The sequence below is a fragment of the Terriglobales bacterium genome, from assembly GCA_035567895.1.
Lineage (GTDB): Bacteria > Acidobacteriota > Terriglobia > Terriglobales > Acidobacteriaceae > Gp1-AA112.
Genome location: DATMPC010000079.1, coordinates 21,324 through 44,027, shown reverse-complemented (window position 1 = coordinate 44,027; position 22,704 = coordinate 21,324). Strand labels below are relative to the sequence as shown.

Annotated in this window: 20 protein-coding genes; 7 read left to right on the top strand and 13 right to left on the bottom strand. The window is 56.1% G+C overall.

The annotated features are described in order from the left end of the window. Positions 1-520 precede the first annotated feature (520 nt). The 6 genes from fusA to VNX88_16115 all read right to left on the bottom strand — a co-directional run bounded on the left by fusA (position 521) and on the right by VNX88_16115 (position 6,531). Complete coding sequence (gene fusA, locus VNX88_16140) at positions 521-2,617, bottom strand: elongation factor G (GenBank protein ID HWY70199.1); 2,097 nt, start codon at positions 2,615-2,617, stop codon at positions 521-523. 137 nt (positions 2,618-2,754) lie between these two features. Further along, the gene (rpsG, locus tag VNX88_16135; protein ID HWY70198.1) at positions 2,755-3,225 is read right to left on the bottom strand and encodes a 30S ribosomal protein S7; all 471 of its coding nucleotides are present in this window, start codon (positions 3,223-3,225) and stop codon (positions 2,755-2,757) included. 64 nt (positions 3,226-3,289) lie between these two features. Beyond that, positions 3,290-3,664: a 30S ribosomal protein S12 gene (rpsL, locus tag VNX88_16130; protein ID HWY70197.1), complete on the bottom strand. Its 375-nt coding sequence runs from the start codon at positions 3,662-3,664 to the stop codon at positions 3,290-3,292. A gap of 580 nt (positions 3,665-4,244) precedes the next feature. Then, positions 4,245-5,591: an SPFH domain-containing protein gene (locus VNX88_16125; GenBank protein HWY70196.1), complete on the bottom strand. Its 1,347-nt coding sequence runs from the start codon at positions 5,589-5,591 to the stop codon at positions 4,245-4,247. An 89-nt stretch (positions 5,592-5,680) separates the two neighbouring features. Further along, a complete protein-coding gene (locus VNX88_16120; GenBank protein HWY70195.1) occupies positions 5,681-5,896 on the bottom strand; it encodes a hypothetical protein in 216 nt (71 codons plus the stop codon). Between the two features lie 26 nt (positions 5,897-5,922). Further along, positions 5,923-6,531, bottom strand: a complete 609-nt coding sequence (locus VNX88_16115; GenBank protein HWY70194.1) for a L,D-transpeptidase — start codon at positions 6,529-6,531, stop codon at positions 5,923-5,925. 584 nt (positions 6,532-7,115) lie between these two features. Here VNX88_16115 and VNX88_16110 point away from each other — a divergent pair. Continuing rightward, entirely contained in the window at positions 7,116-7,403 is a 288-nt protein-coding gene (locus VNX88_16110; protein ID HWY70193.1) for a hypothetical protein, read from the top strand. 70 nt (positions 7,404-7,473) lie between these two features. Here VNX88_16110 and VNX88_16105 read toward each other — a convergent pair whose 3' ends face one another. Both VNX88_16105 and VNX88_16100 read right to left on the bottom strand, forming a co-directional pair. Then, the gene (locus VNX88_16105; GenBank protein HWY70192.1) at positions 7,474-8,244 is read right to left on the bottom strand and encodes a dolichyl-phosphate beta-glucosyltransferase; all 771 of its coding nucleotides are present in this window, start codon (positions 8,242-8,244) and stop codon (positions 7,474-7,476) included. A gap of 150 nt (positions 8,245-8,394) precedes the next feature. Then, the gene (locus VNX88_16100) at positions 8,395-9,399 is read right to left on the bottom strand and encodes an HD domain-containing phosphohydrolase (GenBank protein HWY70191.1); all 1,005 of its coding nucleotides are present in this window, start codon (positions 9,397-9,399) and stop codon (positions 8,395-8,397) included. 90 nt (positions 9,400-9,489) lie between these two features. Here VNX88_16100 and VNX88_16095 point away from each other — a divergent pair, with 90 nt between their 5' ends. The 4 genes from VNX88_16095 (at position 9,490) to VNX88_16080 (ending at position 13,078) form a co-directional block, all read left to right on the top strand. Continuing rightward, positions 9,490-10,194, top strand: a complete 705-nt coding sequence (locus VNX88_16095; GenBank protein ID HWY70190.1) for a hypothetical protein — start codon at positions 9,490-9,492, stop codon at positions 10,192-10,194. A 316-nt stretch (positions 10,195-10,510) separates the two neighbouring features. After that, on the top strand, positions 10,511-11,104 hold the full coding sequence (locus VNX88_16090; GenBank protein ID HWY70189.1) for an FmdE family protein: 594 nt from the start codon (positions 10,511-10,513) through the stop codon (positions 11,102-11,104). A gap of 50 nt (positions 11,105-11,154) precedes the next feature. Beyond that, positions 11,155-12,183 (top strand): trypsin-like peptidase domain-containing protein, encoded by a 1,029-nt coding sequence (locus tag VNX88_16085; GenBank protein HWY70188.1) that lies wholly within the window; start codon positions 11,155-11,157, stop codon positions 12,181-12,183. A gap of 97 nt (positions 12,184-12,280) precedes the next feature. After that, positions 12,281-13,078: a UDP-2,3-diacylglucosamine diphosphatase gene (locus VNX88_16080; GenBank protein ID HWY70187.1), complete on the top strand. Its 798-nt coding sequence runs from the start codon at positions 12,281-12,283 to the stop codon at positions 13,076-13,078. Between the two features lie 201 nt (positions 13,079-13,279). On the opposite strand, the gene VNX88_16075 is transcribed toward VNX88_16080, so the two are convergent. Further along, positions 13,280-14,464 carry a glycosyltransferase gene (locus VNX88_16075; protein ID HWY70186.1) on the bottom strand — a complete coding sequence of 395 codons (1,185 nt, stop codon included), beginning with the start codon at positions 14,462-14,464 and terminating at the stop codon, positions 13,280-13,282. Between the two features lie 275 nt (positions 14,465-14,739). Here VNX88_16075 and VNX88_16070 point away from each other — a divergent pair, with 275 nt between their 5' ends. Both VNX88_16070 and VNX88_16065 read left to right on the top strand, forming a co-directional pair. Continuing rightward, positions 14,740-15,729, top strand: a complete 990-nt coding sequence (locus tag VNX88_16070) for a PilZ domain-containing protein (GenBank protein ID HWY70185.1) — start codon at positions 14,740-14,742, stop codon at positions 15,727-15,729. Positions 15,730-15,758: 29 nt separating this feature from the next. Beyond that, on the top strand, positions 15,759-15,992 hold the full coding sequence (locus VNX88_16065) for a hypothetical protein (protein ID HWY70184.1): 234 nt from the start codon (positions 15,759-15,761) through the stop codon (positions 15,990-15,992). Between the two features lie 245 nt (positions 15,993-16,237). Here VNX88_16065 and VNX88_16060 read toward each other — a convergent pair whose 3' ends face one another. From VNX88_16060 to VNX88_16045, 4 genes are all read right to left on the bottom strand, one after another. Next, the gene (locus VNX88_16060; GenBank protein ID HWY70183.1) at positions 16,238-17,431 is read right to left on the bottom strand and encodes an ABC transporter permease; all 1,194 of its coding nucleotides are present in this window, start codon (positions 17,429-17,431) and stop codon (positions 16,238-16,240) included. A gap of 11 nt (positions 17,432-17,442) precedes the next feature. Then, positions 17,443-19,140, bottom strand: a complete 1,698-nt coding sequence (locus tag VNX88_16055; GenBank protein ID HWY70182.1) for a glycosyltransferase family 39 protein — start codon at positions 19,138-19,140, stop codon at positions 17,443-17,445. Between the two features lie 23 nt (positions 19,141-19,163). Next, positions 19,164-21,107 carry an asparagine synthase (glutamine-hydrolyzing) gene (asnB, locus tag VNX88_16050; GenBank protein ID HWY70181.1) on the bottom strand — a complete coding sequence of 648 codons (1,944 nt, stop codon included), beginning with the start codon at positions 21,105-21,107 and terminating at the stop codon, positions 19,164-19,166. Positions 21,108-21,485: 378 nt separating this feature from the next. Next, entirely contained in the window at positions 21,486-22,253 is a 768-nt protein-coding gene (locus tag VNX88_16045; protein HWY70180.1) for a response regulator transcription factor, read from the bottom strand. Positions 22,254-22,704: the final 451 nt, after the last annotated feature.

The following is a 22,704-nucleotide window of genomic DNA, read 5'->3' as shown; positions in this document are numbered from 1 at the left end:
GACAGCACCTTGGTGATCGCCGCCGTCAACGTCGTCTTGCCGTGATCAATATGTCCAATCGTCCCCACGTTCACGTGCGGCTTGCTGCGGTCAAATTTCTCTTTCGCCATGTATAAGCTCCTAGCTTCTAAGCTGCTAGCTCAACTTCTTACGAAGGCACCAGATCGTCGCCTTCATCCGATTCGGAGTCGTCCATATAGAACGCTCCGACATATAGAACGCTCCGAGAAACCTTTCTCTTACCACCAACTCTTCGCGAGCGATGAGTTGGTCGAACCTGTCGCAATCCAACTGGTGGATCGCCCGGAACGCTTCAAAACCAAGATGCGATTCCCAATAATCATCCAACCTGAATCGCCGCTCCGCTTTGGACTTGAGCCGAAGCTCGCTGCCCAGATACCGCCTTGAGCGCTTTAGAAAATCCGGCCAGATTCCTTCCGCCCCGAAGATCCTTTCAAAATCCGTCTCGCGCCCTTCTCTAACCGAAACCTCACGAACCACAACGAAGCGCCTATTGCGCTCACTTCGATGCTGCGCTTTTCCCCTGCACCTTTGCGATGATCTCTTCGGAGATCGCGCGCGGTGCCTCCTCGTAGCGGTTGAAATGCATCGAGTACGTCGCGCGGCCCTGCGTGTTCGAGCGCATCTGGGTCGCGTAGCCAAACATCTCACTGAGCGGCACGTTGGCCTTGATCACCTGCGAGCCGGCGCGGTGTTCCATGCCTTCAATGCGTCCGCGTCTTGAGTTCAGGTCGCCAATGATGGTGCCCATGTACTCTTCCGGCACGACAACTTCGACCGACATCACAGGTTCGAGCAGAACAGGATGCGCCTTCGCAGCCGCCGCCTTGAACGCCAGTGAACCTGCGATCTTGAAGGCCATTTCGTTGGAATCGACTTCGTGGTAGCTGCCGTCGTAGAGAATCGCTTTTACGTCCACAACTTCATAGCCGGCGAGCACACCGCCCTGGAGAGCCTCGCGAATGCCTTGATCGATCGGCTTGATGTACTCCCTGGGAACTACGCCGCCGACGATGTCGTTCTCAAACTCATAACCTTTGCCAGGATTTGGCTCCAGCTTGATCTTGGCATGGCCGTAGTTGCCGGAACCGCCGGTCTGGCGAATGAACTTGCCTTCGCCTTCTGCGGCCTTGCGGATGGTCTCGCGATAGGCGACCTGCGGCTTGCCGACGTTGGCCTCGACCTTGTACTCGCGCATCATGCGGTCGACGATGATCTCGAGGTGAAGCTCACCCATACCGCTGATGATGGTTTGTCCCGAATCGGGATCGGTATGAACCTTGAAGGTTGGGTCTTCCTGCGCCAGCTTGTTGAGCGCCATGCCCATCTTTTCCTGGTCGCTCTTAGTCTTTGGCTCGACCGCGACGGAGATTACAGGCTGGGCAAACTCAATCGACTCCAGACGGATGGGAGCCTTTTCAGAGCAAATCGTGTCACCGGTGGTGACGTTCTTCAGTCCGACGCATGCGCAAATATCACCGGCGTAAATCTCGCTGATTTCTTCGCGCTTATTGGCGTGCATCTTCAGCAAGCGCCCAATTCGCTCTGATCTTCCGCGAGTTGTGTTCAGGACGGTGTCACCGGTCTTCAGCTGGCCGGAATAGACGCGGATAAACGTAAGCTGGCCAACGAACGGATCAGCCATAATCTTGAAAGCAAGCGCGGAGAACGGCTCGCTGTCGTCGGCTTTGCGGTGCAACACCTTCTCCGGATGATCGGGATCTACGCCCTCGGTAGGAGGAATGTCCATCGGCGACGGCAGATAGTCCACGACTGCATCGAGCAGCGTCTGTACGCCCTTATTCTTGAACGCCGTTCCACAGAGGACCGGGAACAGCTTAAGTGCAATCACGCTGCGACGAAGCGAAGCGCGCAGTTCTTCGGCCGAGATAGTCTCGCCTTCCAGGAACTTATGCAGCATCTCGTCGTCGTTTTCGGCAACACTCTCGACAAGCTGCGCGTGGAAGGCATCTGCCTTCTTCCTCAGCTCGGCGGGAATCTCTTCGACTTCGTACTTGGCGCCCATCGATTCATCGCGCCAGTAGACTGCCTTCATCGCGACCAGATCGATCACGCCTTTGAAAATAGCTTCTTGTCCGATAGGAATCTGAATCGCTACAGGGCGGGCATTAAGACGTTTGCGGATGGTATCGACGGCATGCTCGAAGTCCGCGCCCATCTTGTCCATCTTGTTAATGAAGCAAATGCGCGGAACACCATATTTATCAGCCTGGCGCCATACGGTTTCCGATTGCGGCTCGACGCCATGCACGGCGTCAAATACAGCAACCGCGCCATCGAGAACGCGCAGCGAGCGCTCAACTTCCGCGGTGAAGTCTACGTGGCCGGGAGTATCGATGATGTTGATGCGGATGTCGCGCCAGAAACAGGTCGTGGCGGCGGACGTAATGGTGATGCCGCGCTCCTGCTCCTGCTCCATCCAGTCCATAGTGGCAGTGCCTTCATGCACTTCGCCGATACGGTGCGTGATGCCCGTATAAAAGAGGATGCGCTCAGTCGTAGTGGTCTTGCCGGCATCGATGTGGGCCATGATGCCGATATTCCTACAACGCTCTAATGGGTCCTGTCTGGGCACGATGTTCCTAAACTTTCTCGATTCCTGCTTTGGTTCCGTTTGTCATTCCGAACGTAGTGAAGAATCCCTACTCCCACCAAACTTTTTGGGTCCAGTAGGGATTCCTCACTTCGTTCGGAATGACACGACTAAATCTCTTACCAGCGATAATGCGCGAAAGCCTTGTTGGCTTCCGCCATGCGGTGAACGTCTTCTTTCTTCTTGATCGCAGCGCCGCGGCCGTTGGCGGCGTCGAGCAGCTCATTCGTGAGCTTGTCAATCATTCCCTTTTCGCCACGGGAACGGCCGTAGCTAACCAGCCAGCGAATCGCGAGCGACGTGCGACGGTCCGGATTCACTTCCACCGGAACCTGATAGTTCGCGCCACCCACGCGGCGAGTTTTCACTTCGAGCAGCGGCTTGCAGTTTTCGACTGCCTTCTTGAAGAGCTTCAGCGCTTCGTCTCCGCCCTTCTGCTCGAGGTTCTTCATCGACTGGTAGAAGATCGACTGAGCGGTGCTCTTCTTGCCCTGGTACATCATCGAGTTCACGAACTTGGTCACCAGGGTCGAGCTATAAACTGGATCGGCCGCGGTCTCGCGCTTTGCTATGTGTCCTTTACGTGGCATGAGTTCTAATACCCTCTAATCTCAACGATCTCTTGCACCCACCCGCTACCGCGGGCGGTTCTTCCTAGGCCTTCGGCCTCTTCGCTCCGTACTTGGAGCGGCTCTGTTTGCGATTGGCAACGCCGACCGTATCGAGCGTTCCCCGCACGACGTGATAACGCACTCCAGGAAGATCCTTCACACGGCCTCCGCGGATGAGCACGATCGAGTGCTCCTGCAGGTTGTGGCCGATGCCCGGAATATAGGTCGTGACCTCAATTCCGTTGGTCAGGCGCACACGAGCAACTTTACGCAGCGCCGAATTCGGCTTCTTGGGCGTCTGCGTGTAAACGCGGGTGCAAACCCCACGCTTCTGCGGCGACTCCTGCAGGGCCGGACTGGCCGTCTTGTACTTGGGCTGTGTCCGCCCTTTGCGCACAAGCTGATTAAATGTGGGCAAATTCCACTCCTAAGGCGCACATGCGCCAAAGTCCCTCTATAGGGACAGCAATTTCCTGTTTTTGGCTGACCACCGCACGCGGGGCCATACTCTCGCACACCCGTCAAGGCGGGCGAGGATTTGATCGTCCTAGGGTTGAATGTCGACGGTGTCGCCAAGGCGATTACAGGCGATCCGTTTCGTCATTCCCGGCCTGCATATCCCTCTTGGGAGAGGGCAGCGCAGGCATCGTCAGCGAGGAAGCTGTTCCAGCTACTTCGGAACAGTGGATTCGAACTAAAGCTCTACCGCTCTAGAAGAACTAAACTGACTCGCAGAACCATACGAATATAACAAGCGGTTTGCACAGGCGTCAAATGGAGCGATTATGAGGCATCCATTTTGGCAAACGGGGCAAACGGGTCAACGGGCCAAGCAGCGGAACAACGCTATCAGCGAGCCAATCGTGACGAGCACCCACACAATTTCTCCCACGGATAGTCCACACGATTTCGTCGTGTCCTTCATACTAGAGTCCCTCAAATTCATGTCGGACCAAGCGTCAGGCAGACCAACCTTGTTAGCTGGTCTGCCTCTCCGCCTAGCGACCTCCACCAGGGCCGCCCTGCGGTCTAGCAGGAGGATCAATACCCTGCTCCTCCTGCCGGAATATCTGTTGGGCTGGGGCCTTCAGCACGTCGTTGGCAAAGAAAAACTTGCCATCGGCTGGCACCATCATCACTTGAATCTTGTCTGATAACTTCTCTGCAACTATCTTGTTGATTAGCAAGGGATTCGACTTGAGCGCCATCGCTTCGCCCTGCAGACGCTCTCTGTCGGCTGCCGCCACCACCCGAATGCGATTCGCTTCCGCAGAGGCCAGCAACTGCTGCTTCTCCAGCTCAGCTTTGCTGTCGATCACCTTGGCCTGTGCCTCGGCTTCGGCGTTCTGAATGGTGGCTTGTTTGCGCGCTTCGGCTTCGAGCTTGGTCTGCTGGATCTGCTTCTCTTTCAGCGGAAGCGTGTACTGCATGGCATCGGCTTCGGCTTTGGCCTGCAACACGCGCACCTGCGCGCCCGCTTCTGCCTGCTTCACCGTGCGGACCTTCTGAGCTTCCGCCTGGTACTGGGCAATCTGTACCTGTTTTTTCTCGATCGACGTCTGCACTATCAGGCTCTCGTCTTCCTGCTCCTTTTCGATCAAGCCTTCAAGGCCACGAGCGTAGTCGGTTGGCAGAACGATGTCGCGGAGCATTACCTCCTCGACCGTAATGCCATCTCGTTTGAGCTTTTCGGTAATCTCCACACTGGCTCTCGTGCGAATGTCCTCGCGATGGACCGCAAAAACATCGCGGATCGTGTAGTTCGGCACAATTTCCCGAAAGACAGTTGCGACTACCGGAGGGACCACTTCAGTGTCAATGTCCGACGGCAGGTTGTTGTGGATGTATGCGAGCCGCGCCGGGTCGAGCTTGTAGCGAACCGTAACCGCGAGGCCGATTTTCAGGCCTTCACTCGCGGTAACGTTCAGCGTCTCGTGCCGCTTTGGCTTTTCTGTAAGTTCGTCCACGTTGCCGGTCGTCATCGTGTGGGTACGCGTGTCATAAACGGCCAGAGTCTCAAAAAGGGACATCAGGTGTATGCCCGGGTAGAGCGTTTCCGTTTCTGTTCCCGAGATTTGGCTAACGCGAATCCCAGCGTGGCCTGCGGGGACCACGTCGTAGATCGACGCCATTAAGAACGCGATCACCGCGGCAGCGCAGGTTATTCCCGCTAACCGGATGCGCAGTTTCAGTTCGGGCTCCAGGAGTTTTTCCTGAGCATTTTCGGCAGATTGAATACGCCGCCGAGCGCGCAGATACAGGTAAGCGTCGAATCCGAGAATCGTCAGTGCAGCGAGCAGCAGGGCGATACCGGAGCAAAGCAGGAGAACTTTCAGCAGCAGCATGGCGTCCTCCTTGAGGACGAGAGTTGAACATCGTGGTGGTTGAATCGGATGATTCGGCCTGTGGAGGCCGAACCATCCGGGGCAAAACTTCAAACTCTTTGCAGCCGGGCACGCTGTCCGCTAAGCAGACTGGCGGACGCTTGTGGCTGGCCGGACTGCCTGGCCGCCGCTTCATCGGCGCGCCTCACGCCTGCGTGCATCGCGCGAATAATCAACGTAATGAGTGCTTCTCCGGCAAACAGTGCTAACAGCGCCGATCCGATCAAAGCTCCAACGATTGCCATCATTCCAGTTAGTTCCAACATGGGATTTCCTCCTACCAACTCGCTCGTTATTGACTTACTGCTACTTCAACTGCCATGCCATCCGTCTTGTCCCCTGCGGTGGGCACGTCACCAAAGATCCCCGCGACCTCAGCGTCAGGTTCCGCACGAATTTCAACCTGATCGCCGACTTCGACCTCGGCGAAAAGCTCTTCAATGTCTGCGCGGTGCATGCGAATGCAACCGTGGGAAGCGGCTTGGCCAACGGAGCTCTCCAAGTTGGTGCCGTGAATGCCGTAACCCTTCGTGCTGAGGCCGATCCAGCGGGTTCCGAGAGGATTCTCAGCACCGGCTGGAATAACTTTGCCGGGGTGGTAGTAGGTGGGCTCTACGAGTCTCGTTTTCACCGCGAATTTGCCGACGGGCGTAGGGCTTTGCTGGGCTCCGACGGCAACCGGGTAAATCTTCTTCACCCGGCCGTCCTCAATCAGAGCAAGCTTGCGATGAGGAATACTGACGACGACCTTGCGATGCCGTTCCGCAATCGGGGCTGCGGCAGGAGGTTGCGCTGGGATTTGTGCGCGCAACTCGCGAACCGAAAGCACGAAGAGTAAGACCGAGAGGTACCGAACCACCCGCTTTTCCGCTGCCTTGACCTGCTCTGTATTTGCTCCCATTGGACTCTCCTGAACGCTCCGCCAAAGCAAAATGCAGATGGGGAGCCATAGAAAACGCGCAATAAAATCAAGGACTTAGCGGTAGGTTAGAGATGGCGGGTCGTGGGGCGCGTTACACGCTGTGGGCGGGCAGACACAGATTCCTGCACCTCGTAGCTTTGCCTTAGCAGAGACTCGCGGCTGCGTCTGACTAGGTCCCCGGAGTAGCTCCGGGGTCTATTCCTGTAAGAATGCTGCGTGTCACACGCTGAAGGGATGCCGGGACTCAAAACCGAAGGGACAGTGGTTGAAATTTGGCCGCTTTCGTCTGCTCGACGACCTCTGCAACCGGAATTGCACTCTAATTGCGGCAAAGCAGAGTTGCTGCAGTGAGCTGACGTACGAATTCAACAGAATTTTAAGGTTTCACAATACGAGATGGGACCGAGTTGAAGTAAACTTCTCGGTAGTCTGTGCCGTGCGATCGGCTGATTCCTGTTTGAGGAATACTGTCGCGTGGCTGCGACCTACCCCGTCAGAAGTGTCCGTTAGAAAGCGGGCGGACGAAAGCTAACCCCCAGCCTGAATCCGAAAGTAGAGGGCCCATGGTTTCTAAGTGTGCCAATCCTGCCTGCTCGACTCCCTTTCATTATTTGCGCGAAGGAAAGATTTTTCGCATCGAAGTCGAGGTAACGCCTCCGGAATCTCAGGATAGAACTGAGACGACGAACGGAAACAAGAGTCCATTCTTGCTTGCTTCTCGCAAGCCGATAAAGCTGGAGCATTTCTGGCTTTGTGGTCCGTGCTCGCAGTCGATGAGCCTTCTATTCGACAAAGACAGTGGTTTATCCGTGATTCCGAAATTGCGCGCACACGCGGCGATCGCTTCCTAGGAAACGTCACTGATTGCGCGAAAAGAAAAGGCCCGCATGGCGCGGGCCTTCTCCATTGCTATGAGAAGAGTTAGGCTATCTTCGTCATCACTCGCGTACTGACCGTGGAAGGAAGATATTTTCCGCTCAAAGAGTTCATGCGGACGCGCATCAATTCCGTGAACATGCGCACTCCATCCCGAATCGGACTGATTTTGGAGCGATGATCATGAGCCCACGACACAGGCACTTCGACCACTCGTAACCCATAACGCTTCGCAAGAAAAAGAATTTCAGGATCGAAGCCCCAGCGTTCGATTTTCATATTAGGAAAGACTGTGTTCACCGCCTTGCGATTAAAGGCTTTGAACCCACATTGGGTATCGACGTACGAAAGTCCGAGAATTATGCGCAATGCGAAGTTGAACGCTCGGCCCAGCATTCTTCGATGTATGGGCTGCTTCCGGGTTTGCAGCTCGCTTTGCAGGTAGCGCGATCCGATTGCCACATCTGCTGCGCCGCTCTCAATGGCGGCAAACAACTTGGGAGCTTCTTCGATTGGGGAAGAGAGATCGGCGTCAGTGAAGAGAAGGAATTGCCCAGACGAGCTCATCATCCCGTTGCGCACGCTGTACCCCTTGCCACGATTTCCTGGGTTTTCAATGAGGCGGACGATGGGATTCCGTTGCGCGAACTCCTTGACAACAGCGGCGGTTGCATCCCGTGAGCCATCGTTGACGACGATGATCTCCGCCGACCATCTCGATTCTTCGATATATGCCAACATCCGCTGCAAGGTCGAGCCAAGCCGTTCCGCTTCGTTGTACGCCGGAACGATGATGCTATAGCGCGGTGGGGTCATTCTGGTGCCAGTCAGGAACAAGGGGTTAGACGCTCAGGATTGTACGTCAGTTGCAAAACCAGAATCACAAGAAGCGTAAATAATTAGAACCGCCGCAAAGGTATTTGCTGCGCAAGTCAGTACACAGGCCGGAATGTGGGCCCACGTTGATCAGGCCGCGCGACGTTCCGATTCAAGCATGTGGAAGAACTCGCGAACAAGTTCAAAATCCCACAGTCCACGCTTTGCTTCGTGGAGCATAGTGTCACGGGCTTGCGTTTGCGGCAGTGCAGGCTTATACGGACGCGCCGTTACGAGCGCATCGTAGACGTCTACAACTTGCAGTACGCGCGCCAACACTGGGATATTGTGGCCTTCGAGACCGTCCGGATATCCGGAACCGTTCCAGTGCTCGTGATGGTGGCGGATAATCGGCAAAACCTTGCGGAACGACTTCAAAGGTTGACAGATGGCTTCGCCATCTGCCGGGTGCTGCTTCATGACATCCCATTCGATCGAAGTCAGTTCGCATCCCTTCTTCAGGATCTCGTCTGGAACCTTGATCTTCCCGAGATCATGCAGATAACCACCACGCTCCAGGGCGACGACGTTTTCATAGTCAAAGTGCAAATGGCGGCCCAAGTCACCGGCGTAGTGCGCAAGGCGGGAGCAATGGTCACCAGTGAACGGATCACGCGCTTCCACGCCAAGGGCAAGAGTGAACAAAACAGCTTCGGCGTTCTCCAGTTCATCGGTGAAGTGTTTGAGCTTCAGCAGACTCTTCACGCGAGCGTAGAGCTCTTCGGGATAAAGCGGCTTGGAGAGAAAATCATCAGCACCGGCTTCGATGCCGCGCACGCGATCGGCACGATCGCTCAATCCAGTAATCATGACTACAGGAATCAGACGAGTCGCCGGATCGTCTTTAAGTTCGCGGCACAGGTCATACCCGGACCTTCCTGGCATGATTACGTCGAGCAGAATCAGGTCAGGCTTTTCGGCCTGGATGGCTTGTAAGGCTTCCTCTGCGTCGGACGCCGTGTTCACGTGGTATCCGCGCGAAGTCAAGAGTTCACGGACAAGCAGGAGCGTGTCCAGTTTGTCGTCCACTACCAGAATTGTCGGGGTCTTACGCCGTAGATTACCGTTCCGCAGGGCCTGGAGCATGTATCCCATTCACCACTGAGTGTGAGTCTGACTCCGCACTTCCGAGTTGCACAACCGAAGCCTTTTGCTGCATTACTATTGTGCCAGCACCGCCGCGCAATGAGTGAAAGAAGTTGCCTTAATTCGGACAGGCGTAGTCGCGTCCTGCTGGCCGCACTCTTCTTTTTTCTTGCTTCCGCGCTAACTGCTCTTGCTGCTCGCTCTCATCTGATTGCCTTTGGCCCATGGCTCAACGTCCATTTGTTCGTCGGTCCGGATGCCGATCGCGCGCAGAACATGAAGATCCGCACCCTGAATATCGATGGCCGTTCGCGCGAGTTCACCATTGGGCCGCCGCACGAGGTCACGGATAAGCTGTTCGTCGTGCGGCGGGTATTCCGCATGAATGACGCATTGACCTCCCATCCCGAATGGAAGTGGCAGCGGGACGGCTGGGTCATGGTCGATCGCAGCAGTGGACGGATATCCAAACTTAATCTCCCAGACTTTGACCCTTTCTATTCGACCGTAAGTTGGTTTCGCGACTACGCTGCCTATTGCGGAATCACTGAGGGGCCAAAGGTCTATGCGATCGTTGCGCAGCTTGGAGAGCGCAAGCCGGTTTTGCGGACATACATCGGCCCGGCCAAGGGAAGCGATCAACCGGATTCAGAGTGTGCTCCCCCGACCTGGCAGAAACAGCCGGTTCGGGTGACCTTCGAGCCGATGGGCGGCCAGAAGTCGAGCTACCTCATTCACGGACGATCGAGCGAACCGGAATTGGGCGAGGAGGCGGTGGAGCAGAAGGAAGGGGAAAAGCAGTAAGCGCTCTGCTACCAGCGTTCAGAGCAAATTCAGCGAATTTTTCCCGTCACAAAAATTTTCAATCGCGGAAACCGCATAAATAGTGGCGATTCGCATCTGACCAGGGAATTTGCAGGGAAATAGCAGGGAGTCTTCGAATGAGCTCCGATGGCACAGCCCCCAATCAGTTTGACTGAACCATCGTAAACTCCGTTCCCGACACCCATCTCTCTTTCTCTCTTTGCTAACACGAGCCCAGTCGGAATGGAAGTGCTGACTTCAAGACGCGCAAACTAAGAAAGCGTGATAATTCAGTCTGGAGTATCTAACCACTACGATGAGTTCTCTCGACGAGTATCTCCGTGAAGCCGAAGCCGCTCATGGCCATCTTTGCGCCGGACAAGTGCTAGGAGTTCGCATGGCCATGGCTGGTCTTTCCCGGCTTGGAATTCAGGACCCGCGTGGAGTTGACCGGAAGCGTCTGGTCACTTATGTGGAGATTGATCGCTGCGCCACCGACGCCGTAATGGTCGTAACCGGCTGCCGCCTGGGAAAGCGCGCGCTCAAGTTTGTCGATTGGGGCAAGATGGCGGCGACATTTGTCGACTTGCAAAGTGATCGCGCAATCCGCGTTGCTGCAAAAGAATCGTCCAAGGAAGCTGCGCGAAGGCTGCATCCCGAGATCGAGAACAAGAATCAGCAGCAGATGCTGGCATATCGCGAAATGCCCGAAGAGGAATTGTTTGAGTTTCAGAACGTTCGGGTAAACGTAGGCCCCGAGGACCTTCCCGGATACAAAGGCGAGCGCATTGTCTGTGCGAAATGCGCTGAAGGCATCAACTTCCGTCGGGAAATCGTTGTGGAAGGAAGAACGTTATGTCAGGGCTGCGCGGGCAAGAAGTACTACACCACCCTCGGCAACCCTTCCTAGCCTTCCGTTGGCGCCTGAATCTAAGTTCTTCCAGCAGCATCTACATTCGCATGCCAGAACTGGAGTTTCTCGATTCAGCCACTGCGGCACAATCGACCCTGGCCGGCTCCGCCCGCATTCCTGACGATGCTGCGCTGCTTGACGCCTACTCACGCGCAGTGACCTCAGCCGTCGAGAAAGTTGGACCGGCCGTCGTGCACATCGCCGTTCGGCAGCGTGCGCGGCAGAATTCGCAAAGAGGTCCTCGTGAAGCCCAAGGAAGCGGATCGGGCTTTGTTTTCACTCCGGATGGCTTCGTTCTGACCAATAGCCATGTAGTGAGTAACGCAAGTGAGATCGTAGTCACCTTCCCCGACGCGGAGACACATCACGCAACGCTCATCGGTGACGATCCCGATTCAGATCTCGCAGTGTTGCGCGTGGACGTTCCGGGACAGCTTCCATTTGCAGCGTTGGGGGCCCGCCAGCCGCTCGTCGTCGGACAGGTCGCCATTGCGATCGGCAACCCGCTGGGATTTCAGCACACCGTGACGGCCGGAGTGGTAAGCGCGCTGGGACGCAGCATGCGTTCAAGCACGGGCAGACTAATTGACAACGTGATCCAGACAGATGCCGCCCTGAATCCGGGAAACTCGGGTGGTCCGCTGATAAGTTCCCGGGCCGAAGTCATCGGCGTGAATACGGCGACGATTATGGGCGCCCAGGGAATATGCTTCGCCATCGGCGCAGATACGGCGCAATTCGTTGCCGTGCGATTGATCAGGAATGGAAAGATCGAACGGAGCTTCATCGGGGTGGCAGGCCAGGATGTTCCGATCCACACCCGCATTGTTCGACACTATGCCCTGCCGGTGACAACCGGGGCCATGGTGATCTCGGTTGAATCAGGCTCGCCCGCACAAAGCGCGGGATTGCGCGAGCGCGACGTGATTGTCGGATTCGGTACCCGGCGTGTGGCAGGCGTTGATGACTTGCACCGGTTGCTTACCGAAGCCGCGCCCGGAGAAGTTGTTGAAATCACCGTACTTCGCGGTACCGAGCTTGTAAAGGTGGGAATCAGGCCGCAGTCGCGCAACTGAAAACCCGCCAGCCCAGGCCGTTCCTGACCTGATTCCGACTCCCAGAATTCTCGGGAAATTCATCCAGATTCTCCACAAACTGCACCAGAATTGAAGCATGGAGCGGGCATTCGATACGCTCATTCTGTCCGACGTGCATCTGGGAGCCGAGATCAGCCGCGCCCGGGATGCATTGAGCCTGCTGAAGTCAACCAGCTTCCGCCGGCTCATCCTGTTGGGCGACATCTTCAACGACCTCAACTTCCGCCGCCTCAAGAAAGAGCACTGGCAGTTTCTGTCCTACATCCGCAAGCTCTCCAATCCTAAACGCAACGTGGAAGTTGTGTGGGTAGAGGGCAATCACGACCTGGGGCTTTCTGACCTCATGTCTCACCTAGTTGGAATTCCTGTTTACCAGCAGTACATGTGGGAATACGGGGGCAAGCGATACCTGGCGATCCACGGGCACCAGTTTGATCGCTTCGTGGTAAACAACTTTCTTGTAAGCCGGGTTGGCGAGGCTCTGTTTCTCTGGATCCAGAAGTTGGACGCCGGCAAGAAGAGGTTTTCCCGCTATCTCGACCGCCTCAACACTCGCTGGCTAAGACTGTCAGACAAAGTAGCGCGAGGCGCGCTCGCGTATGCCGCGCACCATGGAGCCAGTCACGTCTTCTGTGGGCACACGCATGTGCCAATCCAGGCGGAACGCAACGGAATCAAGTATTTCAATTCCGGCTCGTGGGTGGATCAGCACTGTACATACATCACGGTCGGTGAAGACGGAGTTGAAATTCAGAACTACACTGGCACCTCAGACGAGCTCATATCGGTAGAAACCGACGGCCATTCAGAAATTGGAACCCACGAGGAATTGGAGATTCCCTCGCACGCCTTCTACAGGCCGGTCCGGGGATAGAGCCAGCCCCAGCCGTGTGGCACAGCCGCCCTCGGCTGTGGCTCTGCCAAACTCAGCACAGGCGACGGCACCGTGCCACCCACGATTAACAATTCGCGAGCACCGAATGAACACCTGCAGGCATTCCCCAATCGGAGGGCCGGATGGCCACAAGGTTTGTTCAAGATCTCGTAGAGATGCAGTCCGCCGTGGCGGACGTCTCTACCACGCGGCCGGCTCCGCAAGAACTGGTTGCCGTTCGGCCACGCCATCCATGAACTTTGCCAGGATGTCGACCGCCTCATACACTGCCCGGTTCTTGTGCGCTGCAACCTTGTTCCGCAGATTCTCCAAGGTTGAGCCGGTGAGCAATCTCTGCACCGCTGTCTCGATCTCATCGAAGCTCTTGAGCACGATACCCGCCTCGTTCTCCTGTACCCATTCCGTGTTGTAGCGCTCCTGCGGCATGGTGGACGCATTCCGTTCGACGATCACCGGCAAGCCGAAGTGGAGAGCTTCCGCGATGCTTCCTGGGCCGGGCTTGCCTATAAAGAAGTCGGCCAGAGACATGTAATAGTCCACCTGTTTGGTAAAACCTTCTACGAACATCGGCTTCGTGGGCGGAATTCGTCGAAGTTCGGCCGCGATCTTTTCGCTATGTCCGCAGATAAAGATCATCTGTACCTGCGCAGGCGACTGCTGAAGCGCCCGTGCGATCTTCACCATGGCGGGGGACCCATGCCCGCCGAACAGAACCAGGGCCGTTGGCCAGTCCGGATGCAGGCCTAACTTCTGCCGCTCGGCCTGGCGGTCTACTCTCGCGGAATTGTAGAAACGCGGATTTAACACCATGCCCGATGTGGGAAATATTGCCTTACGCGTATGCCCGAGCGCGATCGCCTGCGCGACAGCCCGCTCTGTGCCACAGATCACGTATTGCGATTCCTTTTCGATCCAGAAGTGCGGAGGATAATCGGCAAAGTCAGTGATCAACGTTACAAACTTTGCGTCCGGAATGGCTTTTCGAATACTCTGCGCGAGCGCGCGATTGAAGTTTGGAATCACTGAAAGGACAACGTCGGCCGGATTCCGACTCCAATACTTTTCCAAGGCACGCACGACGGGGTAATGCCACATGCGAATCATCGCGTGCAGCACCATCAGGAGTTGAGGCGTGAAGCGAGTCCAGCCCTTACGGAGAAGCAGGTTATAGCCATCCTGCAGGCGAATCTTAGTGACCTTCTGCAGAGGGTCGATCGAGTCCAGCAGATCCTGCAAGTTCAGGAGATCCACTTGCCACGGAAGTTGCTGCTGCTCGATCACGGTCTTGATGGCGTTGGCAGCGTTACGGTGTCCGCCACCAGCATCGAAGAACACGATCCTTAGCCTGGGAGCCGGTTGTGGCAAATGAGTTCTCGCACCCTCTTAACCAGAGTATTGCCAACGAATATTACGCCCTGGTAAAAAGCACCCAAAGCGTTAGCCCCATTTCCTGCACAAATTTGGCAGTGCCATCCAGAAGATGCGTTCGGGCTTTGTTTGCTTCACTTTCCAGACTTCCAACAGATTACCCACCCTGAAGTGCTATTACCTGCGTAATTGATGGCAGGCGGTTTTCCGGCGGGGGCGCAAATTGATAGCGATAGCATGAAGCGAGCCATACCCCTGGGAAGTCGGAGCAGATGACGCCGGAAGCACTCATCCTGACCAGCGATTTTGAACTTTCGCACATGGTTCGAGTTGCGGTCGAGCGCTTTGGAATTACGGCCGGCGTAGCCTTGGGCGCACCCGACGCCCTCAAGCAAATCGAAAGAAACAAATTTGATCTCGTTATCGTGGACTGTTCTGACCTCGATCAGGGTTGCGCAGCCTTGCGGAAAATGCGCCTTAACCGCACGCATCGTTCGGCGGTATCGATTGCGATTGTCGGAGATCGTGGTCACACGAAATACGTTTCCGATTCGGGAGCAAACTTCGTCGTCTCCCACGCAAATTACGAAATCGAGATTATGGCGACTTTGCGCTCTGCTTATGGGCTGGTGCTTCGCGAGCGAGGTCGCTACAACCGATTCCCTTCCACTTCCACGGTGAACCTGCGCCTGGGTGCGTTCGTTGCTGATGGACGAATCCGGAACGTCAGCCAAGGGGGACTCTGCGTCGGCGGAATTGAACATCCATTGCAAGGTCAGGTGCAGCTTCGCTTTGCTCTCGAGGAAGGACGTATACCGATACAGGCAAGCGGAAAGGTTGCGTGGCAGAGAGACGGCTTAACGGGAATCGAGTTTGTGACAATGACGAAGGGTGGCCGCTCAGAGCTGGAAGAATGGCTCGCCGAACAGTTCGAGATTCAGACCAAGGTGAGGCCACAAATTACATTCGTGACGTCGAGCAGTGGACAAGACGAACCCGCTGCGGTCGAGGGCGCAGACACGGCGCCAGTTCATAAGGGAGAAATTCACCCGATCGTTACTGCGATCATCCGTGGCGGACCGGTGCGCGCTCGATGCTCGTCCTGCCAGGCAACGATTACCTTCGGAAATACGATAAGCAGCCCGCTGGAACAGGAGCGCAAGTTGCGAGAAGCATTTGCCGTACACCTCCATGAGAAGCACGGAAGTGAACTCGGTCCTGCTCCGGTTATTCCGGAAGCGATTTCCGGTAAGCGCAGCTGACGAACCTGCAGTTCCCCTTCGATGGCGGCGTGAACTGGCGCCGGCCAAACACCCGCGTCTCATCGGTGAGTTCGAATGAGCATGACTGTAATGGCGTATTTCCCTGCTCTGCCATTAATTACGGCAACCAGACTGGCGACTACTCCGGCCTGGCTTCGTTCGGAGGCGTCTCACATCCAATATGGACCGACAGCCGCAACAACCAACAGGTCTGCAGCACTGGGTTGAGAGTGGAAGAGGTGTTCACGGCTACGGTGGAGTAGGAGATTAATACATCGCTGTCGACCTCAGTCCGGCAGCTCTTTTCTTGACACTGTCATCCCTCGCGCCGCAAATGGTTTGTTGACGCGTCAACCATTTCGGCTGTTGCGGCGCGGGGGATCTGCTGTTGTGCCAGCTCTCAAACCAAAAGCAGATCCCCCGGGCCGCCTCTGATTCTTTGACAACCTCTAGAGACACGCTGCGGCCCGAGGGATGACAGTTTCAAAATGGGTTGGAATATATCGGCTTACGCTTCAGTGCGCAGCGCTTCCACGGGATTCAAACCGGCTGCGCGACTGGCGGGCTGGTATCCGAAGAGCAGGCCCACTGCGCTGGAGACTAGCAACGCAAACACGACTGAAGGCCAGGAAATGTCGAGATTCACAAAGTCCCTGAAGAATGCTGTTGCGGAGACAACCAACGCCACTGCGCAAAAAGCTCCTGCAAGCGAACCCGCCGAGCTGATGAAAATCGCTTCCATCAGGAACTGAAGACGAATTTCTGATGACCGTGCTCCCAGCGCTTTGCGCAATCCGATCTCCTGCTTACGCTCTGCGATATTCGCGAACATGATGTTCATGATGCCGGTTCCACCGACGGTTAGCGTCACCAGGCCGACCGCAAGCAAGACAAGAGTCATCGCGAGCGAGATGTCTCCCGCGGTCTCGAGCAGCGAAGAGAGATTCCCCACGTCGTATCGAGCCTCGCGACGATGGCGCGCCTGGAGAAGCCCCTTCAACTCCGACGTCAGATTATGAACCTCAGTGGAGGAAGAAGTCTGAGCGTAGATGACCTGCAGAAATGCTTCGCCCGTAACCAGTCTTGCTACGGGAAATGGAACCAGAATGGTTTCTGCCTGAATCTCTGACTGACCGAACGTGGGCACTCCCTCGGTGAAGGTCCCAATCACGGTGCAACGGAACTGATCGATGCGCAGCACTTCACCCAGTTGCAAAGTGGGATTTCGTTCCATAACCGGATCGGTGACCAGGCAAACTTTTGCGCGGGAGAGATAGTCCTGTTCGTCAAAATAGCGGCCGGATGTGATTTGCAGATTTCGAATTTTGAGAAAGTCGCGCGTCGCTCCCACCAGTCGAGCATGCCGGGGCCGGCCACTGACCTGAAAGTCCACGGGCGCATCGTAAACTCCCGCAGCAGCCACGACGTTTGGCATCGTCCGAACTGCCTCAAGGTCGCCCAGGGTGAGTTCGTCCTGCAGGATGACTGGGCTTCCATTCCGATTTAACGTCGCATACGCAAGATTTGCTCCGATCCCCTCGATGCGAGAAACAATGTAGCGCTTGCCGGTGCCGGCAACGGTTAACACCAGCACGAGAGAGGCGCTGCCGATCAGAACACTTAACGTGGTAAGACATGCCTTCACCTTGTCGGCCTTCAGAGCCGCCACCGCAAGACGAAAACATTCCAACCACTGTTGCATCGGATCTCTCATCAATTGGGCAAGTTCGTCAGCAAATAGTTACCAGCGTTGCTGGCTACAACGTGCATTCTCGAGACGCCCACCAACTGCTCGAGATGCGGTACATCCGTGCCATAGGCCAGCAGGTACCAGCGCGATGGTTGTGACCAGCGCGATTGCAGTTCGTGATCGTCGATAAAAACCCGCGGGGCGCCCGGAGCATACGAGCCATACTCCAGATTGTCTGTGCGGCCATTCAGCAGGAGCGCGCTGCGATTTGTGTAAAAGAACACCGAAGAAAACGCGTAATACGCATCCGCCTCGATCAGCTGACCAGGGGGACTCTGCTCCAGTGCACGTGCCAAGGGATACGAGCCAAGATATGAATCGAAGCGCACAAGCGCCTCTCGTGCTGCCTGAAAAAACAAAATCATCGACGCAGCGATGACGACCACCGCTTTCTTCGTCGAGCTGGCCGTTCGGAAGATCGTCAAGCCCAACACCCCAATCGCAAAGGCGCAAGCCGCGATCGCGAGGGGTAGCTTGAGGTAGGCGAATGCGCTCAGAGTGAGATCGCCGAAGTGGCCCAACGAGAGCGTATATAGCTCCGGATGCTGAACCAGCGCCTGAGAGATATCACCCGGCGCGGGTGTGCGCCACACCATCAGCAGAACCGTCGCGAGCCCCATGAAGAGCAAGCCGAAAACAACCTGCAAAGCGCGAATTCCCACTCGTATGCGCGAATCCTCGCACGCCAAGGCCGATCCGATCAGCAAAGCAATCGCCGGATAGATAGGCATCGAGTAGTACTCCTGTGTGGTCGAGAAAGTGAAGAAAATCATTACAGTCCCGATCCAGCACAGGGCCATCAATCGCACGCGACCGGCGCGCGTAATTGGACGATAGGAAAGCTTCGCAGCTGCCGGCAGGAAAGCAGTCCAGGGGAACAACCATGCCAGGTTCAGCAACCAGAAAAGAGCCCGGGGCACTGTGTTGTAGTCACGCGGATAGCGCAAGTTCAAGAAGCGGAGCAGGTGTTCATTAAAGAAGTAGAACCAGAAGAAGCCTTTGTACTCGCCCGGCCCGCTGTGCATGGAGAAGGCCAGATATGGCGGATTGCGCAGCGTCGCCAGAATGTGCCAGGGAGCCGCGATAACGAGTACAATTCCCAAAACAGAAAAGAGATGTAATCGGCGCCACGCACTCCATGCGAACAGTTGCCGCGTGCACGCCATATACGCCAGTCCGGCAAGAATCGGAAAGACAATCCCGATCAATCCCTTGAGCAACAGTCCGATTCCCAGGCAGACTCCGAGCAGAATCGCGTCTCGTCGACGAGGACTTTCGTCAGGATCGAGGAGGCGGAGCCACGCCCAGACCGCTCCGGTGATCGTGAGTGTCAGAATTGCATCGGGGATCAAAATACGGGTGAAGAGAAACAGTCCGACGCATGTCGCGAGCGCGACTCCTGAATACAGCGCCGCTGACTCGTCAAACGCCCAGCGCGCGAACCGGTAGGTCACCCAGCACAGCAGGATGACGCTGAGAGCGAGAGGCAGGCGTGCGGCCCAGTCGTGCACGCCAAAGACGCGGTACGAGGCCGCCATCATCCAGTAAATAAGAGGGGATTTCTCGAGGTATGGAACGCCGTCGAGACGCGCGGTTACATAGTCGCCGGAGGCGAGCATGTTACGGGCGATTTGCGCCTGGACGGCGTCGACGTCGTCCATGAGCCGCGGGGGACTGGCGATGCTTACGAGGAAGACAAGGCTAGCTGCGGCGATGACGACTCCGCCAGCTCCAAATCTTCGACGAGCACCTCGGACACCTGGTCCGTTGCCGGCAGCTCGATATTCCAGCGCTTCATCCACATCAACAACACCATGAGTCCCCATAACTGATAACCGGCGTTTTCTCTCCTATCAAGATGTCTCTGTATCAAGTTCTGAACGGCCGCCCAACGGAAGAGCCCGCTTGCCTCCACGGCATCCCGGCTGAGCGTATCGAGAAGCAACCGCCGCAATGGCCCCCGGAACCAGTCGTGAACCGGAATATCGAATCCCATTTTGGAGCGATGCAGAACGTGAGCCGGAAGCTTGTCTGCCATCAGGCGCCGCAACACATACTTCGATGTGCGCCGGTTGAGCTTGAAGGTATCCGGCAAGCACGCGGCAAAGTCGACAATGCGTGGATCCAAAAAGGGAGGCCTTACTTCGAGAGCATGAGCCATGCTCATGCGGTCGACTTTATACAGAATGTCGTCCGCCAGATAGTAGCGTTGATCGAAGTCGAGGTATCTCTGGAGCCCGCCGTCACGGCGCATATGCGACACCCAACGGTGCAAGCGCTGGGAATTTGCAAACAGATAAAGCGCCTGCCTTTCCCGTTCCGAATTGGTCCCATTCCAGAAAATGTGCGCCAGTTCCGGTGAAAGCAAACAGCCTTCAAAGAACCGCTTGGCCTTGTACTCGAAACTGATCCGCCCATCCTGCACGGGCAATCCCATGGCGCACGCAAGGGCCGCCCGCCGAGCCAGTCTGGGTAGCCGCCGCGCAGTGGCGCTGTATTGATTGGCCTGGTAAGTGAGATACCCGGCAAAGAGCTCGTCGGAGCCTTCTCCGCTCAGAGCGACAGTCGCATGTTGCCGCGTAAGTTGAGAAAGAAACCAGGTGGGTAGGGCTCCAGCGTCCGCGCTGGGCTCGTCGGAGTAGTAAGCCAACTCCTCGATGGCGCCGGCAAGATCAATGTCTGGGTATAAATCAAACTCGACGTGCTCGGTTCCGTAGTGCTTACTGACGCGACGGATGTGTTCGCTCTCATCGCCGGAGCTTCCCTTGAACGTTATCGAAAACGTCTTTACCGCCTTGGTGCTCTGCGCCGCTGCATAGTGCAGTACTGAAGAGGAATCAAGCCCTCCGCTTAACCAAATACCCACCGGAGTATCCGCGACTAGCTGCTCCCTTACTGCTTCCGAAAGCAGTCCGTCCAGTTCCTCACATGCTTCGTCAATTGTTGAAGGGATACTGCGCGAGCCCGGTTTAGCGAAGTCGAGCAGACGAGCTCCGCCGTACTGCCATTCGAGCATCTGACCGGGCATTAACTTGACGATGCCCTCTACCAGGGTGTGTGGAGCTGGTACGTAGTTGACGCTGAGAAATGCGTCCATCGCATCCATGCACAGATGTCGAGGTACGTCCGGATGAGCAAAGATGCACTTCAACTCCGACCCAAAAAAGATCTCTCCACCGTGCAGACGGTAATAAAGAGGTTTGATTCCCATGCGATCCCGCGCCAGGACGAGCCGACGCTGCGACTGGACCCAAATGGCAACGGCAAACATCCCGCGGAATCGCGCGAAGCATGAATCACCCCAACGCAGGAATGCATTAAGGACTACTTCGGTGTCGCAGCGAGTTTGGAAGCAGAAGCCAGATTGCTGAAGTTCGGAGCGCAGCTCTTCGTGATTGAATATCTCCCCGTTGAAGACGAGAACAACATCGCCGTCAGAACTCCGCAAGGGCTGATCACCGGCCGTGAGGTCGAGAATTCTTAAGCGTGTCGCACCGAGGGACACGTGGTCGGATTCAAAACATCCCTGGTGATCCGGACCACGGTGAATGATTGAATACAAGGCCGAATTCAGAACGTTTTCAGGAAGACGTTTGCCTACGTGGGTGAATCCTGCGATTCCACACATGGTTATTCGGGCTCTCCCGGCAGCGGGCTGCATTCGTCCCGAATTACCAACAGGAATCTGCCACCATTCCTAAACGTCGTCTGGCATTTTTTCGAAGCGAGGGGTGCGATCATTGTTCTGGAGGTGTCCAAAAGTGCCATATCGGCTGCGAATTGTAAAGGAATGTTAAGTAACCTTATGGAGATGTGTAGCGATTACCCTTCTGCCTCTATGGAGTTTGGTGACAACTCCGTTGGAATGCAAGGGCTTTTACAAATGAAATGCGGGATGGGCGGAGGTTAAAGCCGGGAGGCAGACGGAACGAATACCACTTTAGTAGCAGCGCACGATTCCGGCAGTCGAAACGGGCGGCGAGGCGCCGCCCGAAAATATTCGCGGCTACGCCGTGTCAGCACTGCGATCAAATCGGTAGCCCACACCGCGGACGGTCTTCAAATAAACGGGACGCTCAGCATCGGGTTCGATCTTCTCGCGCAGGCGGCGCACGAACACATCGATTGAGCGCAGTGTGACGAAGTGAGAGTCCCTCCAGACCGCGTCGAGTAGTTGATCCCGAGTGAAGACGCGGCCAGCGTGCGAAGCGAGGTATTCGAGCAGTCGATACTCGGTAGGCGTGGTGCCCACGAGTTGCCCGCCCACAGAGATGCTCATGGCCTCGCCATTGATCTCAAGCTCCCCGACCCTAATGATCGCAGGCTTCTCCGGCCGTTGAGTTCGCCGTAACACGGCACGAATGCGTGCGACGAGTTCTCTGGGACTGAACGGTTTGACGACGTAATCGTCTGCGCCGAGTTCGAGACCCGCAACTCGATCTGACTCTTCTCCTTTCGCCGTCAGAAACATGACGGGCGTCATCTCGAGTTTGTGGCTTTGACGGATTCGGCGGCAAACATCGAGGCCGCTTTCCCCCGGCAGCATAATGTCGAGGATGAAGAGAATCGGCTGAATTCGCGCCGCTTGCTCTAGCATTCCAGGGGAGGAAGCAAAACCGACTACCTCGAAGTTGGCCGCTTTCAAGTGATGTTGAATGAGCCGGAGGATATCCGGATCGTCTTCGAGGACGAAAATCACTCCAGACCGTACAGCTGTTTTTCCGACCACTGCGCGCCTCTCGGTTCCCTGCACTACTCCCATATCTGCATTCATAAGCGTCACTTCCACGGCAAAGGGCCACGCTACCGAATCGGTGTGACTGCGCAGTAAACGCTGTATTACGACGGTTTGAACATTGTGTGAAAACTCTGCGACTGTCTGGGAAGAGGGACGGCTGCGGGAACTGTTCGATGTATCTCTGAATTCGCTGCGGAAAGGTGTTTGGGCGGGCAAAACAAAAGACCTCCAACCAGGAGGCCTGCAGTATTGCGGATTGGAATGAGGAGAAGAGCGCTTACAGCGCGTGCATCCGCGCAAAGCCCTTCACAGTAATTGGAGAATGAACGACTGGATTTCTCAACGCCGACCAGAGTATCGCGAGGTGATCGGGGCAGAGGTGAACGTCCTTCAAACTATCGTGAACCACCTGCACGTCTACCGAGTAGCGTGCGCGGTGATTGCACGCTGAGGTTTTTGCGTCAATCTTCTCGCACTCGCAGCAATG

Bases quoted from the DNA above. Each gene is read 5' to 3' on its own strand.
- rpsG (HWY70198.1), bottom strand. From the start codon at position 3,225: ATGCCACGTAAAGGACACATAGCAAAGCGCGAGACCGCGGCCGATCCA.
- VNX88_16125 (HWY70196.1), bottom strand. From the start codon at position 5,591: ATGCTGCTGCTGAAAGTTCTCCTGCTTTGCTCCGGTATCGCCCTGCTG.
- VNX88_16120 (HWY70195.1), bottom strand. From the start codon at position 5,896: ATGTTGGAACTAACTGGAATGATGGCAATCGTTGGAGCTTTGATCGGA.
- VNX88_16115 (HWY70194.1), bottom strand. From the start codon at position 6,531: ATGGGAGCAAATACAGAGCAGGTCAAGGCAGCGGAAAAGCGGGTGGTT.
- VNX88_16110 (HWY70193.1), top strand. From the start codon at position 7,116: ATGGTTTCTAAGTGTGCCAATCCTGCCTGCTCGACTCCCTTTCATTAT.
- VNX88_16105 (HWY70192.1), bottom strand. From the start codon at position 8,244: ATGACCCCACCGCGCTATAGCATCATCGTTCCGGCGTACAACGAAGCG.
- VNX88_16100 (HWY70191.1), bottom strand. From the start codon at position 9,399: ATGGGATACATGCTCCAGGCCCTGCGGAACGGTAATCTACGGCGTAAG.
- VNX88_16095 (HWY70190.1), top strand. From the start codon at position 9,490: ATGAGTGAAAGAAGTTGCCTTAATTCGGACAGGCGTAGTCGCGTCCTG.
- VNX88_16090 (HWY70189.1), top strand. From the start codon at position 10,511: ATGAGTTCTCTCGACGAGTATCTCCGTGAAGCCGAAGCCGCTCATGGC.
- VNX88_16085 (HWY70188.1), top strand. From the start codon at position 11,155: ATGCCAGAACTGGAGTTTCTCGATTCAGCCACTGCGGCACAATCGACC.
- VNX88_16080 (HWY70187.1), top strand. From the start codon at position 12,281: ATGGAGCGGGCATTCGATACGCTCATTCTGTCCGACGTGCATCTGGGA.
- VNX88_16070 (HWY70185.1), top strand. From the start codon at position 14,740: ATGACGCCGGAAGCACTCATCCTGACCAGCGATTTTGAACTTTCGCAC.
- VNX88_16060 (HWY70183.1), bottom strand. From the start codon at position 17,431: ATGCAACAGTGGTTGGAATGTTTTCGTCTTGCGGTGGCGGCTCTGAAG.
- VNX88_16055 (HWY70182.1), bottom strand. From the start codon at position 19,140: ATGGACGACGTCGACGCCGTCCAGGCGCAAATCGCCCGTAACATGCTC.
- asnB (HWY70181.1), bottom strand. From the start codon at position 21,107: ATGTGTGGAATCGCAGGATTCACCCACGTAGGCAAACGTCTTCCTGAA.
- VNX88_16045 (HWY70180.1), bottom strand. From the start codon at position 22,253: ATGAATGCAGATATGGGAGTAGTGCAGGGAACCGAGAGGCGCGCAGTG.